The sequence below is a fragment of the Kitasatospora sp. NPDC087315 genome, from assembly GCF_044744345.1.
Lineage (GTDB): Bacteria > Actinomycetota > Actinomycetes > Streptomycetales > Streptomycetaceae > Kitasatospora.
In genome coordinates this window covers 196,900-211,667 of sequence record NZ_JBIUYD010000009.1, presented here as the reverse complement: position 1 = coordinate 211,667, position 14,768 = coordinate 196,900, and the positions used below count along the sequence as shown (strand labels likewise).

Sequence of the window (14,768 nt, the reverse complement as noted above, 5' to 3'; positions counted from 1 at the left end):
CCCTCGTCAGGGGGCCGGCCGCTCGCCCCGCTTCTCCCCGGCGTCCTGGCCCGGGCCGTGCGCCGGGCCGCCGGTCGAGTCGCCTGCCGGTCCTTCGGCCCGGTCGTCGGCCCGGTCGGGTGTCACCGTGGGCGGCAGCACCAGGGTGGCCACCGCGCCGCCGTCCGGGTGGTTGGCGAACGTCAGGGCCGCGCCGATCACCCGCGCGTGGCCGGTGGCTATCGTCAGGCCCAGGCCGTGGCCGCGCCCGCGCTCGCGCACGCTCGTCCGGAAGCGCTTGGGCCCGTGCCGCAACAGGTCGTCCGGGAAACCGGGCCCGTGGTCGCGGACGGTGATCCGCAGTCCGTCCACGCCCAGCCGGACCGGACCGCCGCCGTGCCGGTCGGCGTTGACGAGCAGATTGCCCAGGATGCGGTCCAGCCGGCGCAGATCGGTGCGGACCGACGTGTCGGCGGCGCCCGGCGCCACCTCGACCTCCACGTCCAGGCCGGTGAGCGTGACGGTACGGCGCACCGCCCGGTCCAGCGGCACGGCCGACAGGTACGGCGTCTCGACGTTCGCGTCCAGCCGGGACACCTCCAGCAGGTCCTCGACCAGCGAACGCAGCACCTGCACCCGGTTCTGGACGAGCTGGGTGGGCCGGCCCGGCGGCAGCAGCTCGGCCGCGGTGACCAGCCCGGTCAGCGGGGTCCGCAGCTCGTGGGCGACGTCCGCGGTGAACTGCTGCTCGTCCTCCAGTCGGCGGTGCAGCGCCCGCGACATCAGGTCGACGGCCGCCGCGAGGTCGGCCACCTCGTCCCGCCCGTCGACCAGCTCTCCGATCCGGGTGTCCGTGCGCCCGGCGGCGATCCCCCGGGCGGCCGTCGCCGCGGTGCGCAGCCGGCGGCTGATCCGGTCCGCGACCAGCACCCCGACCAGCACCGTCGTGAAGACCGACGCGACGACGGTGATCAGGATGATCCGGTCCAGGTCGGCGATCGCCGCCCGGTCCGGCTCGAAGTCGACCCGGACGGAGACCACTCCGCCCTGGACCGGGCCGGCCGCCCACATCGCCTCGCCCTGCGGACCGCCGGCCAGCAGCGATCCCCGCCGGCCGTCCGCCACGAGGGCGCGCAGCCGGGGCGGCAGCGCCGGGTCGTCCAGGCCGGCGACCTTGCCGTCGCGCGCGTAGGCGCCCAGCGCCGAGTCCAGCGCGGTCAGCGCGGAGGCCCGGGCCTGGTCGACGTGCTGGCGGATCATCGCCTGGTGGACCAGCAGGCCGACGGCCACGGCGACCAGGACGGAGATGGCGGCGACGGCGGTGGCGATCTGGCGGCGCAGGGTCATGCCGAGCGCCGCAGCTTGTAGCCGAACCCGCGGACGGTCTCGATCCGGCCGGCGCCGATCTTGGCGCGCAGCCGCTGCACGTGGACGTCCACCACCCGGGTGTCGGCGCCCCAGTCGTAGTCCCAGACCCGCTCCAGCAGGACGGAGCGCTCCAGCACGATGCCGGGCGCGGCGGTGAACTCCAGCAGCAGCCGCAGCTCGGTCGGGGTCAGCGGGACGAGCCGGCCGTGCACCCGTACCTCCATGCTCTCGGTGTCCACCTCCATCCCGTCGAAGCTGCGCACGGTCCGCGGCGCCGGTGCGGCCGGAACGGTCGGGGCCGTCTGCACGGCCGGGGCGGTCGGGGCGGTCGGGCCCGTCGGAACGGCCCGCACGGGAACCGGCGCGAGGGCCGGCGGGGCGTCCGCGGCGGGCGGCGGGGTCTCGGCCGCCGGGACCACGCGGACCCGGCGCAGCACCGTCCGGATCCGGGCGACCAGCACCGCGCTCTCGAACGGCTTGACCACGTAGTCGTCCGCACCGGCCTCCAGGCCGGACACCACGTCGACCGGATCGGTGCGCGCCGACATCATCAGGATCGGGAGCTGGCTCTCCTCGCGGATCCGGCGGCAGAGGCCGACCCCGTCGAGGAGCGGCAGCATGACGTCCAGCAGCAGCAGATCGGGGCGGACGGCGTGGAACGCCTCCAGCCCTTCCAGCCCGTCGGCGGCGGTGGAGACCGGGAAGCCGTAGCGCTCCAGGGCCATCCGGGTGGCCTCCCGGATCACCTCGTCGTCCTCGACGATCAGGATGTGCGGGTGGGTGGGTGCGGCTGCGGGGTTCATGGCTTCGCTTCCGAGAGCGCCGGGGTCGGTCGGGCGGTTGGACGGCTCGTGGGGGTGCCGGGGGCCGGTCCGGGAGGGACGGGGCTGGCCTCGCCGGCCGCCCCGGGGGTGCGGCTGACGCCCATGCCGGGGCTGACCGCCGGTCCGGTCACGCCGGCGGAGGGGCCCGTCTGTCCGGTGCCGTCGCCGGGCACCGGGACGATGCCCTCGACCTTCTGCTCCACCAGGCCGAGCCGGACCCCGTCCCAGTGGTAGTGGCTGCTGGTCCGGGCGGAGGCGGTGGTCAGCTCGTACAGCCACAGGTCGCAGCCGACGGTCTCGGCGCTGAACCCCTCCCGTGCCGTGACCTGGAGGACGGACAGGACCCGGTCGTCGGCCAGGGTGTAGACGTGCAGTACCACCGCCCCGGGGGTGGCGACGGCGACGAGCAGCTCGGAGCGCCCGTCACCGGTGAGGTCGCGGTACTCGGGGCTGCGGACCTTGCACTCGGGGCAGGAGTCGAGGGCGCGCCGCTCCTCCGGGCCCACCATGGGGTCCTTGGCGAGGACGGAGCGGACGTCGACCGCGGTGATGTCGTTCCCGGGGACGGTCACGTCGGGGACGGGGCGCGGCGTCGGCTGAGCGGTGGCGGTGGCGGGTGAGGCCGGCGACGGAGAGGCATCCAGGCCGGGCCAGAGCGGCTGGGGCTTCAGCGGCGGTGTCACCGGCTGGGACGCGCCGTGGTCCTGCAGCCCGCCGGGGGTGACACGGCCGACCGCCATGGCCACGAGGGCGGCGATGGCGATGAGGACGGCGAGTCCGGCCGCCGACACGGCGCCGGTCCGGCGGCGGGGAGTAAACGGTGCCACGGTCGGTGCTCATCCTCCTGGTCTGCGGCGATGCGCCGGGTCCGCTCCGTACCCGCCCCGGTAGTAGGTCGCGTGGACGGCTGCCGGTGGTTCCGCCCGGGCGGGTTGCCGGGCGGAACCACCGGCACCCGCCCGGCCGCCTCAGCCGGACGCGCCGTCCGGACCGGCCAGGTCCGCCAGGACGATGATGTTGTCGGTCCAGTGGCCGTCCGAGCCGATCCGCCCGCCACAGGTGATGAGCCTGAGCGTAGGCGTCGGGGTGTCACCGTAGACCGTCTGGGTCGGGAAGCGGTCCTTGGCGGCCTGCAGCAGCGTGCGGACCCTGAAGTCCACCGTGCTTCCGTCCGCGCGCTGCACCTGGATCAGCTCGCCCGGCCGCAGTTTCGGCAGACCGTGGAAGACCGCCGGGCCGTGCACGGTGTCGTAGTGCCCGATGAGGACGGCGGGGCCGGTCTCCCCCGGGGTCGGGCCGTTGCGGTACCAGCCGGTCTCCCCGGCCCGGTCGGCCGGCGGCACCTCGACCGTCCCGTCGGCGTTCAGGCCGAGGCTGGTCACCGGGGCGTCCACCCCGGCGGCCGGGATCAGCAGGCGGGTCGGCACCGAGGCCGCGAAGGGTCGCGGAGCGGTGGCCGGGGCAGCGGAGGCCGGGGCGGGCCCGGACACCGGGTTCGCCGCGGGCCCCGTGGCCTTCGCCGGGGTGTCCGCGCCGCCGTGCACCGAGGGCTCGATGCGCACCACCGGGGTGCGCTGGCCGGACAGCGCCACGGAGGCGCCGATCACCAGGCAGAGCAGACCTGCGGCACCGAAGGCGCTCCGCCGCAGTGCGCTCGGGCCGGGTCCGGCGGTGCGGGACCGCCGGTGACCGCTGCCGCGCGCGTGGCGGCGGCCGGTCGCCCGGGCGCCCCGGTCGCCGGATGCGGCCGTGTCGTCGGCGCCGGGTCTCCCGCTCTCCGGCGGGACCCCGGCGCCGCTCCCCTGCCTGGCCAGGTGCGGGGGAGCGGCGCCGGGGTGCCCGTTGGACCCGGGGCCGGTGTCAGCCGCGCGCACCGGAGCCGCGGCGCAGCAGGGCGAAGCCCAGCGCACCGGCGCCGAGGGCCGCGACGGTGCCGCCGCCGACCAGCAGCGGGCCGGAGACGGAGGTCGAACCGGATCCGTCACCGGCCTGGGCGGCACCCGCGGGCACCTCCCGGACCTGGGGCCCGGTGCCACCGGCGGTGGGCGTGGCGGTGGGGGTCCCGCCGGCGGGCGCGGCGGCGGGGGTGGCGGGGGTCGGGCGGGTGGGCGTGGCGGTGGGAGTCCCGCCGGCCGGTGCGGCGGTGGGGGCCGCGCTCGGGGCAGCCGGGGCCGAGACGCCGGCGACGCTCGGGGCAGCCGGGGCGGGGGCTCCGTCGGCCCATGCGTTTCCGCCGGTGACGGCGGTCATCAGCGCGGCCCCGGTCAGGGCACAGACGGCCAGGACCCGGCGGGCGGGCGAGCGGTGGGTACGGCTCCTGCTCATACGGTGTCTCTTCCTTCGTCGCGGACGCGGCCCGGCCGGTGCGGCCGGTGCGTTGACAGCGACGGTAGGAGGGCCGTGTCGCGGTCCCCGGCCGGTCGTGTCACGGCCACCCATCGGCTGCGTAACGACCGTGGGGTCAGCGCTCGGCACGGTCCGAACGCAGCAGGCTGTAGCGGACGATGTCGCGCCACTGCCCGTCGCGGAACACCAGGCTGCGCAGCACGCCCTCCTCGGTGAAGCCGCACTTCTCCAGCGCGCGCCGCTCGGCGAGGTTGACGACCTCGGTGTCCGCCTCCAGCCGGACCACCGGCGAATGCGCGAACAGGTAGTCCGCCAGGAGGCGTTGGGCCTCGGTGCCGATCCCCCGGCCGCGGGCCCGCGGGAGCAGCTGGATGCCGATGACCCAGTACGAGGACGCGGGCACGAGCCCCGCCCGGCGCCACTGGACGAAGCCGCACAGCTCCCCCGCGACGACCACCGCGAGCACTGAAATGTCCTCCCCCAGCAGGCCGTTCTCCGCCCACCGCCGCCGGCTTCGGCCCGGGTCCGACCACCCGAACCACTGGAGCGGCCCCACCGCCTCCGGGTCGAGCAGGAGTTGTTCGACGGTCACCAGATCGGCCTCGGAGAGAGGGCGGAGTATCACCGGTTCATCACTCATCCCGGCACTGTAACGGGCGGGTGCCGGAAGGGCTCCCGCCTCATCTCCACCGGCTGCCGGGCACCCCGGCACCCGGTCGACACCGGGTAGCGGCCGGCACGACCACGGTCAGTGATCGTCGCTGGTTCGTTTGCCAGTGCGACCAGCGGGAAGCAGAGTTAAGCGGAGGGGCCTTACCGACTCTGGAGGTCACCGTGATTATTCTCGGAGTGATTCTGCTCATCATTGGCTTCGTCGCCCACATCTCCATCCTGTGGACGATCGGTATCATCCTGGCCGTCATCGGACTGGTCCTGTGGATTCTCGGTTCCGTCGGGCACGCGGTCGGAGGCCGCCACCACTACTGGTGAGTGACCCGACGCGGGCACGGAACCGCGACCGGTCACGGTCGGTGAGCGTAGTAACAGCCCGCAGCACACGGCTGTTCTGAAAGGGCTCCGCTCCCCGGACGGGGCGGGGGCGCCCCAGGGTGCCCCCGCCCCTGCGCCACGCGACACGCGCGACACCCCGACACGGGCGACACGCCGGGCCCGGCCGCCACGACTGATCAGCACGGATGAATTACCGGCCCCTGCGGGCCCCATCCGGTATAAGCGGGCCGCCGGTCGGGTACCCGTGTCCCGTTCACCCCCAGCCCCACCCCCACACATAATCCCGCCCTCCGAACCATGTCCTGGAGATCCGCATGACCACCGGCTCCAACGCGCGCACATGCCCCTTCGACTTCGCCGACGCCCTCGAGTTCGACCCGACCCTCAGGGAGCTCCAGACACAGGAGTCAGTCTCCCGAATCCGACTGCCCTACGGCGAAGGGGAAGCGTGGCTGGTCACCGGCTACGACGACGTTCGCACCGTGACCACCGACCGGTGTTTCAGCCGCGCCGGCGTCATCGGCAAGGACTTCCCCCGGATGACCCCCGAGCCGATCGTCCAGGCCGAGGCGATCAACGTCATGGATCCGCCGGACAGCAGCCGGCTGCGAAGCCTGGTGTCCAAGGCGTTCCAGCCCGAACGCATCGAGCGGATGCGCGCCCACACCCAGCACGTGGTGGACGGGCTGCTGGACCGGATGGCTCAACAGGGCCACCCGGCCGACCTCATGGAGCACCTCGCCCACCCGCTGCCGCTGATCACGATCTGCGAGGTCCTGGAGATCCCCGAGGCCGACAGCCCGCAACTGCGCGCCCACGCCCGGACGATGATGAACGTCACGGCCCAGAACCGCCCCGACGCGGTACGGGCCAAGTCCGACCTGCGCGCCTACTTCGCCGAACTGACCGCGCGGCGCCGCCGCGACCCCGGCGAGGACCTGATCAGCGCGCTGGCCACGGCCCGGGACGGCGACATGGTCCTGGACGACAAGGAACTGACCGTCATGGCCATGGTTCTGCTGATCACCGGCCAGGACACCACGACCTACGAGATCGGCAACCTCGCCTACGCCCTCCTCACCCGGCCCGACGTGCTCGCCCTGCTGCGCGAGCGGCCCGAGATGCTCCCGCAGGTCCTCCAGGAGCTGCTGCGCTTCATCCCCTTCCGCAAGGGCGTCGGCATCCCCCGAACGGCCCTGGAGGACGTCGAGCTGGGCGGGGTGACCATCCGGGCGGGCGACATTGTGCACGTCTCCTACCTGACCGCCAACCGCGACGGCCGCAAGTTCGACCGGCCCGACGAGCTGGACTTCGAACGCACCGGCCCGCCCCACATGACCTTCGGCTGGGGCGCCCACCACTGCCTCGGCGCCCCGCTCGCGACCGCCGAACTGGAGGTCGCCATCGGAACGCTCCTGGAGCGCTTCCCCCGCCTCGCGCTGGCGAAGCCCGCCGACGAGGTGCAGTGGAACACCACCTCGATCTGGCGGTACCCCCTCGCCCTCCCCGTCGTCTGGTGACGGCCGCACCCCCGGGCGCACCGAGCCCGGGGGTACGCGCCGAACTCGCGGACGCATGCCGCCCGGCATGCGTCCGCGAGCCGTCTCCCGTAGATTGACTAAGGTGCCCAGGACCGGCCCCACCGCGGCACAGACGGCCCGTACGACGGGAACGCGGCCCTCCGGACGGCCGGCCCTCCGCCCCTCGGCTCACGCGAGGTCCACCACGCACAGGCGCGGCCGCGCAGCGTACCTCCGCAGCGGCTTCCGCCCATCGGTGGACACCGGAAGCGGTCAGGGCCGCGCCGGGACAATCGTCCGCCAGGAGGACATCTCATGGCAGTTCTGTGCAAACCGGCGATCGCCGTCCCCGAATACGTCATCACCAACGAGGAAACCCTCGAACTCGCCCGCAGGATCCACCGCGGCCACCCCCAACTCGACCTGGCCCTGCGCCTGATCGAGCACACCGGTGTACAGAAGCGGCACCTGATCCAGCCCATCGAGACGGTCCTGCGCCACCCCGGACTCGACGAGCGCAGCACCGTCTACGAAGCCCAGTCCAAGGCCCGCGTGCCCGCCGTGGTCTCCCGCGCCCTGGAGACCGCTCAACTCGAGCCGACGCAGATCGACTTGATTATTTATGTGTCCTGCACGGGCTTCATGATGCCCGCCCTGACAGCCTGGCTCATCAACAAGATGGGCTTCCGCCCGCAGACCCGCCAGATACCCATCGCCCAACTCGGCTGCGCGGCAGGCGGTGCGGCGATCAACCGCGCCCACGACTACTGCACCGCCCACCCCGACGACAATGTGCTGATCGTGGCCTGCGAGTTCTGCTCGCTGTGCTACCAGCCCACCGACCTCGGCGTGGGCTCACTCCTGTCCAACGGCCTGTTCGGGGACGGAATCGCCGCCGCCGTGGTCAAGGGCACCGGCGGCCACGGGGTCCGTCTGGAACGCAACGGCTCCTACCTCATCCCCAATACCGAGGACTGGATCTCCTACGCCGTCCGCTCCACCGGCTTCCACTTCCTGCTCGACAAGCGGGTACCGGGCACGATGGAGGACCTCAGCCCGGCCCTGCGCGCCCTCGCGGAGGAACACCACTGGAACGTCGGCAAGCTCGACTTCTACATCGTCCACGCGGGCGGCCCCCGGATCCTGGACGACCTCAGCCGCTTCCTCGACGTGCCGCGCGAGGCGTTCCGCTTCAGCCGCGCCACGCTCACCGAGTACGGCAACATCGCCAGCGCCGTCGTCCTCGACGCCCTGTCCCGCATGTTCGACGAACAGTCCGCCTTCGAAGGCCACCGCGGCCTGCTCGCCGGCTTCGGCCCCGGCATCACCGCCGAAATCGCCCTCGGCACCTGGTCGGCCCCCGGCAGCTAGGCCGCCCGCTCCGGGGCGCGGCCCCGGCGTCCTCCACGGGGTCACCACTCCACAAGTAGGCAGGCTACCTGCTAATCTTTGTCAGGTGGCCTGCCTACTTCCGCCGGGATCTCCACGGTGGGCCCGCCTGTCGCGGAGGTCCCGGAGGACGGAGTCGTGTCGTGTCTGTCGCCGGTGACACCAGTGTTCCGCAGCGAGCGGTCGGGGGCGGTCCGGCCGTGGGCGATCCCTTCGGCAGGCGCTTCGTGGCGCCGCTGTACCTGGGGGCCGCGCTCAATCCGGTCAACAGCTCGATCATCGCGACGGCGCTGGTCCCGCTTGCCGCGGCCCTGCACATCCCCGTCGGGGACACCGCGATCCTGATCTCCTGCCTCTACCTCACCAGTGCGCTGGCCCAGCCCGCCGCCGGGCGTCTCGCCGAGGTGTTCGGGCCCCGCCGGGTATTCCTCGCGGGCATCGTGCTGGTGCTCGCGGCCGGGGTCGTCGGGTCGCTGGCCCACTCGCTGCCGGCGCTGATCGGCGCCCGGGTGCTGATCGGCGCGGGCACCTCGGCGGGCTACCCGTCCGCGATGCTGCTGATCAGCCGCCGCGCACAGGGCGCCGGCCAGGACGGCCCCCCGCGCGGGGTGCTCGGCGGCCTGGCGGTCACCGGATCCGCCACCGTCGCCGTCGGCCCCGCCATCGGCGGGTTACTGGTCGGGTCGTTCGGCTGGCAGACCGCCTTCTGGATCAACATCCCGTTCGCGGCGGTGGCCCTCGTCCTGGCGCTGGCCGGGATCGCGCCGGACCCCGCTCCCGTGCGTACCGGATCGGTGCGCGCCCTGGCCACCCGCCTCGACCTGCTCGGCATGGTGGGCTTCGGCGGCGTGCTCACCGCCCTGGTGGTCCTCCTCTCCGCCCTGCCGCGCCCGGACTGGCCGGCGCTCGCCGCCACCCTCCTTCTCGCCGCGGCACTCACCGGGTGGGAGCTGCGCGCCCGCCACCCGTTCCTCGACGTCCGCCTGCTCGCCGCCAACGGCGCCCTGACCCGCACCTATGTGCGCAACGGCCTGACGCTGCTGGGCACGTACGTGATCCTGTACGGACTCACCCAGTGGCTGGAGGCCGCCCGCGGGCTGTCCGCCTACCAGGCCGGGCTGGTCCTGCTGCCGATGGGCGTGCTGTCCGCGCTGACCGCCCGGGTGGTGTCGCGGCGGGCGGGGGTGCGGTTGCCGCTGATCGCCTGCGCGGTGCTGCTGCTCGTCGGGGCGGGGGCCGTGCTCTTCGTGGACGGCGGCACCCCGATGGCCGCGGTCGTCGCCGCGAGCGCGGTGTTCGGCCTGACCTCCGGCGCCGGGTCGGTCGCCAACCAGACCGTCCTCTACCAGGAGGCCCCCGCCGCCACGGTCGGCACCGCCTCCGGACTGCTCCGCACCTTCGGCTACGTCGGGTCCATCGCCTCGGCCGCGATCACCGGCACCGCCTTCCACCGCGGCGTGGACGACAGCGGGCTGCACCACATCGCGTGGGTGCTGGTACTGATCGCCGTCCTCGTCCTCGTCCTGACCGTGTGCGACCGTCGGCTGGCCCGGGCCGACCGGCAGCAGGCGGATTGACTCCGCACCGGCCAGGGCCCGAATCCCGCCGTGCCAAGAGAAAGCAGGTTCACCGAGATGACCACCGACATGACCGCCGCCGCGAACACCGCCGCGGCAATGGACCCGGCCCGTACCGCGTTGTTGCTGATGGACTTCCAGCCCCTCGTGCTGGGCGCCGTCCCCGACCCGGAGGGTGTGCTCGCCCGCGCGGGCGAGGCGCTGGCCTGGGCCCGCACCCACGGTGTGCAGGTCGTCTTCGTACGCGTCGCGCTCACCGAGGAGGACGCCGCTGCCGTGCCCGCCCGCAACAAGACCTTCGCCCAGGTCGCCGCGGCCGGATCCCTCACTGACGGCACCTCCACGACGGCGGTGCACCCGTCCCTGGAGATCCGGGAGCAGGACCTGGCCGTGCGCAAGATCCGGTTCAGCGCGTTCGCCGGCGACACCGATCTGCGCGCCGAGCTGGGCGCGCGGGGCGTGGACACCCTGGTGCTCGCCGGGCTCTCCACCAGTGGCGTGGTGCTGTCGACCCTTCGGCAGGCGGCCGACGAGGACTACCGCCTCTTCGTGCTGGCCGACGCCACCGCCGACCCCGACCCGGAGGTGCACCGGGTGCTCACCGAGAAGGTCTTCCCGCGCCAGGCCGAGGTCGTCGCCACCGCGGAACTCGCCGCACTGAGCACGGCCGCTGAGCCGGTTTAGCGTTCGGAGTCCGCCAGCCGGTTCATGATCTCCGCAGCCCGCTGGAGCGTCCTGCGCTCCTCGGCCCGGAGCATGGAGCCGATCGCGCCGGACAGCCAGGCCTCCCGCGCCGCCGGGATCCGCTCGCACAGCTCCTGCCCGGCACGGGTCGCGCTGACCAGGGACTTGCGCCCGTCGTTCGGATCCTTGGCGGTGGCGACCAGCCCGCCGTCGCGGAGCGCGGCCAGCGTCTCCGCCATCGACTGCCGCCGGACGTGCTCGGCCTGGGCGAGCTCGCTCGCGGTCATCGGACCGTTCTGCACGATCCGGTGCAGGGTGGTCAGGTGGGACCAGTTCCACGGCAGGTCGTCGATCGGGGCCTCGGTGCGCAGCCGTGCCCGCAACCGCGTCATGGCCCGCATCAGCTCGACGGCGGTGCCCTCGGGCGGAACCGGTTCGCTACTCACCGGGCCAGCATAGGACAGGGCCCAGGCCGCCTGAGCAGGGCCGCGACCCGGGTGCCCACCCGGCCGGCCTCTCGACCGGTCACGCGACCGTGGCGAAATCTCGGGAACCGAAGTGATCGTTTCTTCGGTCGACACGACTGAAGGTGAGCTCGGTGGCAGCGCCAGAAGTCGGCCGGTCCGACTTCTGGCGCAGCGGCGCAGCGGCGCAGCGGCGCACTGCCTCGGTGGTTGCCGGCGGGGAGGCAAGGGGATGCGGGAGTCACAGGCACGGGGCGCGTCGGCTTCCTCCGCGTCGGGGTGTGGGTGGTACCTGCTGGCTCCCGCCCTCTCGGGCGTCGGTGTGTGCGTCGGCACGGTGTGGACCGTCAGGTCGTGGGCGGGCTGCCCGCTCGGAAACAACTTCAGCAACAACATCGGGCTGCAGATGATGACGATGCCTGCGGTCTGGCTCTGCATGACCCTGCTGCTGTCCCTCCTCCAACTCGCCCTGCGGAGGCGGCCCCTCCCGGGCGGGCAGGCCACCAGGTGGCTCGCGCCCTTCGCCGCCGCCGTCCTGCTGACCCTGGTGTACCGGATCGGCATGGACTGGCCGTACTTCCCGCCGGACAGCGCGTGCCTGGAGGGCTATCCGCTCTTCCCGTTCACCGGCAAGACCGGCCCGCGCTTCAGCCTGTGATACCGGGCCCGCACTTTCGGCCGTCAGGGCCGCCCGAGGGCCCGGTAGGTCCATCCGGCGGCCCGCCGGCGGACGGGGTCGAGGGTGGCCACGGCCGTCGACGATGCGGGGGACGGCGGCGTGGGCGGCGACGGCCTCCAGGACGCGTTGGCGGACGCGGGCCGAGGCTTCGGGGAGCCACTGCGCGAACTCGGCTTCGAGGCAGCGGCGTTCGGCCCGGAGGAGGCGGGTGACCGGGCCCCGAGACGGGGCCCGGGAGTCTCAGTGCCAGGTCGCCGTGACGATGCCGTGGCGTCGCAGGACGGCGTTCTGGGGCAGGGGGGTGGGCGCGGGGCCCGGCAGGTAGCGGAAGGTTGCGGCTCCCCGGTGGCGGTGGTCGCGGGCCCAACGCCGCAGCAGCGCTACGTACTCGTCCGCGAGCGCTTCGGCCCCGGGCCCGTGGGCGATCACGCCGCTCTCGAAGCCGCCGGTGTCCTCGTTCTCCCGGCGGGTGCGGTAGGCGATGCTGTCATCGCTCACCAGGGCGGGCACCCTGAACAGCGCGGACGCCTCCACCACGCCGCGCTCCACCACGTCGTTGGAAGCGTGCAGGCGGGCCGGGCTGGAAAGGTTGAGCGTGAGGTACAGCTCCAGCTCGTCGGGCAGGTCGTACGCCGCTCCGGACCAGCGCTCCAACCTGGGCGTATCCAGTGCGCGGTTCAGCGCCTGGCCGTTGAGCGGCACCCGTACCTCGTCGGTCTGCAAGGCCACGCCCTCCCGCAGCATCGCCTTGCGTTCCTCGGCTGCCCCTTCGCCCTGCATGGGCACGAACCGGGCCAGGCTGTACGAACGGCTGACCAGGCCGTCGCCATCGGGGTCGCGGTCGAAGGCGATCGAGCGGGTCGTGCCGCACAGTGTCAGCGGCACGACGAGGCGCCCGGCCGCCGTCAGCCCACGGATCCACGACGGGGGGATGTCCCACGCGGCTGCCGTCACCATGATCCGGTCGTACGGGGCGCCGCCGGGCACACCGCTCTCACCGTCGGCCAGGACCGTCCGCACCTGCGGGTATCCCGCGTCGTCCAGGCACCGCCGGGCCTGGTCGATGACGTCGCGGTCGATGTCGACGGTGGTGACCTCGCCCTGCTTGCCGACGAGTTCCTGCAGATAGGCGGCGTTGACGCCGCCGGAGCCGATTTCCAGGACCTTCATGCCGGGTTCGATGCCGGCCTGCTCCAGCATCACGGCTTGCAGGTGGGCCGCGGACATGACGCTGAGCTCCAGGCCGTTTTCGTCCTTCTTGACCGGCACGGTGCGGTGCAGGTCGTAGGCGACCTCCACGGGCGCGTCCGGCGCGAACCGGTGACGGGGCACCGTCGCGAAGGCGGCGGCGACAGGCTCGGACTTGATCCCGTCCTGGTCGCGGAGTGCACGGACCATGTCCGCGCGCAGCGCGTCGGGATCGCGGGCCGGTGAGTCATCAATGGCAGTCATCCGATTACCTGTTTCTGTCGGGAGGTTGGTGCTTGCGGCAGCCCGGCTCGACGCGGTGCTCAGCGAGGACGCTAGCCAGGGCGCCAGGCCTTGCGGGCGGATACGCGACGCCTGAAGGGGTGGCCTTCGGAGTTCGGCTGAAAAGCAGTCCCGGGATCGGGGCCCGTTCGCGTCGGGGGTGGTCGCATCCGGGTGGAACCTCGTCCCGTGCCGTGCGCCGTCAGCGCTCGGGGGCCGGCACGGGAGTGTGCCGGCCACAGCTGGTCGGGGCTCGGCGGCCTCCCGCGTCAGCGGGGGTCGTCGGCGACGGTCTCCAGGACGCGTTGGCGGACGCGGGCCGAGGCTTCGGGGAGCCACTGCGCGAACTCGGCTTCGAGGCGGCGCCGTTCGGCCCGGAGGAGGCGGGCGACCGGGGCACGGGAGCAGTGGAGGAACCACCAGTCGCCCGGGGCGTGGAGCAGCCGGAACGGTCTGCCGCGGATCATCGGTCACCTTCCGGGGCGGTCCAGCGGATGCGCAGGTGGTGAACGCTCTCGGGGAGGACCACCGGCAGCGACAGCGGGCCGGTGTGGTTGAGGTACTCGACGACGAAGCGTTCGGCGCTGGGGCCGGTGAGGTAGCGCTCGAACCACTCCCACTGGGGCCTGCCGAGAGAGCGGAACTGGAGGGAGAACCAGAGCGCGGAGAGCGCCTTGGGGAGGAGGAAGTAGATCGTCGGCGGCATGATGCCGGTGATCTCGGCCGTGACCAGGCGGTTGTCCCTCACGCGACGGCCTCCGCGCGGTCGGCCGGCGGAGCGCACTCGCACCAGACGATCTTCCCGATGGGGAAGCGGGGGCAGCATCCCCAGCGCTGGGAGAGGGACTTGACCAGCAGCAGGCCGCGCCCCGACTCGTCGTCCGCGCCGGTTGCAGCGCGAATCACCGGTTCGCGCTCCCCTCGGGCGTCGTGCACCTCGATGCGGAGGCGGAGGTCGTTCACGTCGAGCGCGAGCCAGATCTTGTTGTCGACGGGCGTGCCGTGGAGGACGGCGTTGGTCACCAACTCGCTGACCAGCAACAGCCCGTCCTCGGCGAAGCGCTGACCGCCGGGGAAGCCCGCGAGCAGCTTCTCCAGGTGACGACGGGCCCCCTCGGGCGAACGCCGGCTGCGGGGCAGCCAGCAGCTACTGCTCGCGGCGGAGGGAGTGGAGGTGGGGGTGGGGAGCTTGTGGGGGGTTTGAGGCATGGCGGAGCCACCTTCCGAAGTACAGGGAGTTGAAGGCGTGGTGAGGCCAAGCAGCAGCCCGGCCGGGGCAAAGGGATGCCCGGTCGGCGATACGCATGATCACTCAGGCGAACCGTCGGACTACTCCGTGTAGCATGCTCCGCGATGGCGTCTCCGCGCAAGCGCAGCAACGCGCAATTGCGCGACATCGCAAGACTCTTGTGATCGCAGAAGGAGGTGGCAGACTGTGACTCGACGTCAACCAAGAG

At 73.1% G+C, this 14,768-nt stretch carries 17 protein-coding genes; 6 read left to right on the top strand and 11 right to left on the bottom strand.

Translation table 11 applies throughout. The features are described 5' to 3' along the window. Positions 1 to 6: 6 nt before the first annotated feature. The 6 genes from ACIO5D_RS15400 to ACIO5D_RS15375 all read right to left on the bottom strand — a co-directional run bounded on the left by ACIO5D_RS15400 (position 7) and on the right by ACIO5D_RS15375 (position 5,157). Entirely contained in the window at positions 7 to 1,326 is a 1,320-nt protein-coding gene (locus tag ACIO5D_RS15400) for a HAMP domain-containing sensor histidine kinase (protein ID WP_363609268.1), read from the bottom strand. Next, positions 1,323 to 2,150: a response regulator transcription factor gene (locus tag ACIO5D_RS15395; RefSeq protein WP_363609269.1), complete on the bottom strand. Its 828-nt coding sequence runs from the start codon at positions 2,148 to 2,150 to the stop codon at positions 1,323 to 1,325. The genes ACIO5D_RS15400 and ACIO5D_RS15395 overlap by 4 nt, the downstream gene beginning before the upstream one ends. Continuing rightward, positions 2,147 to 2,998: a hypothetical protein gene (locus ACIO5D_RS15390; protein ID WP_400760591.1), complete on the bottom strand. Its 852-nt coding sequence runs from the start codon at positions 2,996 to 2,998 to the stop codon at positions 2,147 to 2,149. Before ACIO5D_RS15390 ends, ACIO5D_RS15395 begins: the two co-directional genes overlap by 4 nt. A gap of 141 nt (positions 2,999 to 3,139) precedes the next feature. Continuing rightward, entirely contained in the window at positions 3,140 to 3,778 is a 639-nt protein-coding gene (locus ACIO5D_RS15385) for a class F sortase (protein WP_400795451.1), read from the bottom strand. A gap of 253 nt (positions 3,779 to 4,031) precedes the next feature. Then, positions 4,032 to 4,496: a hypothetical protein gene (locus ACIO5D_RS15380; RefSeq protein ID WP_363609274.1), complete on the bottom strand. Its 465-nt coding sequence runs from the start codon at positions 4,494 to 4,496 to the stop codon at positions 4,032 to 4,034. Positions 4,497 to 4,632: 136 nt separating this feature from the next. Beyond that, positions 4,633 to 5,157 carry a GNAT family protein gene (locus ACIO5D_RS15375; protein ID WP_363609276.1) on the bottom strand — a complete coding sequence of 175 codons (525 nt, stop codon included), beginning with the start codon at positions 5,155 to 5,157 and terminating at the stop codon, positions 4,633 to 4,635. Between the two features lie 194 nt (positions 5,158 to 5,351). Here ACIO5D_RS15375 and ACIO5D_RS15370 point away from each other — a divergent pair, with 194 nt between their 5' ends. The 5 genes from ACIO5D_RS15370 to ACIO5D_RS15350 all read left to right on the top strand — a co-directional run bounded on the left by ACIO5D_RS15370 (position 5,352) and on the right by ACIO5D_RS15350 (position 10,698). Further along, the gene (locus ACIO5D_RS15370) at positions 5,352 to 5,507 is read left to right on the top strand and encodes a DUF6131 family protein (protein WP_400658026.1); all 156 of its coding nucleotides are present in this window, start codon (positions 5,352 to 5,354) and stop codon (positions 5,505 to 5,507) included. 335 nt (positions 5,508 to 5,842) lie between these two features. Beyond that, positions 5,843 to 7,048 carry a cytochrome P450 gene (locus ACIO5D_RS15365; RefSeq protein WP_400795448.1) on the top strand — a complete coding sequence of 402 codons (1,206 nt, stop codon included), beginning with the start codon at positions 5,843 to 5,845 and terminating at the stop codon, positions 7,046 to 7,048. A gap of 315 nt (positions 7,049 to 7,363) precedes the next feature. Further along, positions 7,364 to 8,419 (top strand): type III polyketide synthase, encoded by a 1,056-nt coding sequence (locus tag ACIO5D_RS15360; RefSeq protein ID WP_363609282.1) that lies wholly within the window; start codon positions 7,364 to 7,366, stop codon positions 8,417 to 8,419. A gap of 218 nt (positions 8,420 to 8,637) precedes the next feature. Continuing rightward, on the top strand, positions 8,638 to 10,014 hold the full coding sequence (locus ACIO5D_RS15355; RefSeq protein ID WP_400795446.1) for an MFS transporter: 1,377 nt from the start codon (positions 8,638 to 8,640) through the stop codon (positions 10,012 to 10,014). 57 nt (positions 10,015 to 10,071) lie between these two features. After that, complete coding sequence (locus tag ACIO5D_RS15350; RefSeq protein ID WP_363609286.1) at positions 10,072 to 10,698, top strand: cysteine hydrolase; 627 nt, start codon at positions 10,072 to 10,074, stop codon at positions 10,696 to 10,698. Here the strand turns inward: ACIO5D_RS15350 and ACIO5D_RS15345 are convergent. Next, positions 10,695 to 11,144, bottom strand: a complete 450-nt coding sequence (locus ACIO5D_RS15345; RefSeq protein ID WP_363609288.1) for a MarR family transcriptional regulator — start codon at positions 11,142 to 11,144, stop codon at positions 10,695 to 10,697. The genes ACIO5D_RS15350 and ACIO5D_RS15345 overlap by 4 nt on opposite strands. A gap of 424 nt (positions 11,145 to 11,568) precedes the next feature. On the opposite strand from ACIO5D_RS15345, the gene ACIO5D_RS15340 reads away from it, so the two are divergent. Further along, positions 11,569 to 11,820, top strand: coding sequence for a hypothetical protein (locus ACIO5D_RS15340; protein WP_400795444.1), 252 nt, complete (start codon positions 11,569 to 11,571; stop codon positions 11,818 to 11,820). Positions 11,821 to 12,081: 261 nt separating this feature from the next. Here the strand turns inward: ACIO5D_RS15340 and fxlM are convergent, their stop codons facing one another. From fxlM to ACIO5D_RS15320, 4 genes are all read right to left on the bottom strand, one after another. Further along, the gene (gene fxlM / locus ACIO5D_RS15335) at positions 12,082 to 13,293 is read right to left on the bottom strand and encodes a methyltransferase, FxLD system (protein WP_400795441.1); all 1,212 of its coding nucleotides are present in this window, start codon (positions 13,291 to 13,293) and stop codon (positions 12,082 to 12,084) included. A gap of 287 nt (positions 13,294 to 13,580) precedes the next feature. Beyond that, entirely contained in the window at positions 13,581 to 13,778 is a 198-nt protein-coding gene (locus tag ACIO5D_RS15330) for a hypothetical protein (RefSeq protein WP_400795439.1), read from the bottom strand. After that, positions 13,775 to 14,059 carry a hypothetical protein gene (locus ACIO5D_RS15325; RefSeq protein WP_363609296.1) on the bottom strand — a complete coding sequence of 95 codons (285 nt, stop codon included), beginning with the start codon at positions 14,057 to 14,059 and terminating at the stop codon, positions 13,775 to 13,777. Before ACIO5D_RS15325 ends, ACIO5D_RS15330 begins: the two co-directional genes overlap by 4 nt. Next, on the bottom strand, positions 14,056 to 14,520 hold the full coding sequence (locus tag ACIO5D_RS15320; RefSeq protein WP_363609298.1) for an ATP-binding protein: 465 nt from the start codon (positions 14,518 to 14,520) through the stop codon (positions 14,056 to 14,058). Before ACIO5D_RS15320 ends, ACIO5D_RS15325 begins: the two co-directional genes overlap by 4 nt. Between the last annotated feature and the right edge of the window lie 248 nt (positions 14,521 to 14,768).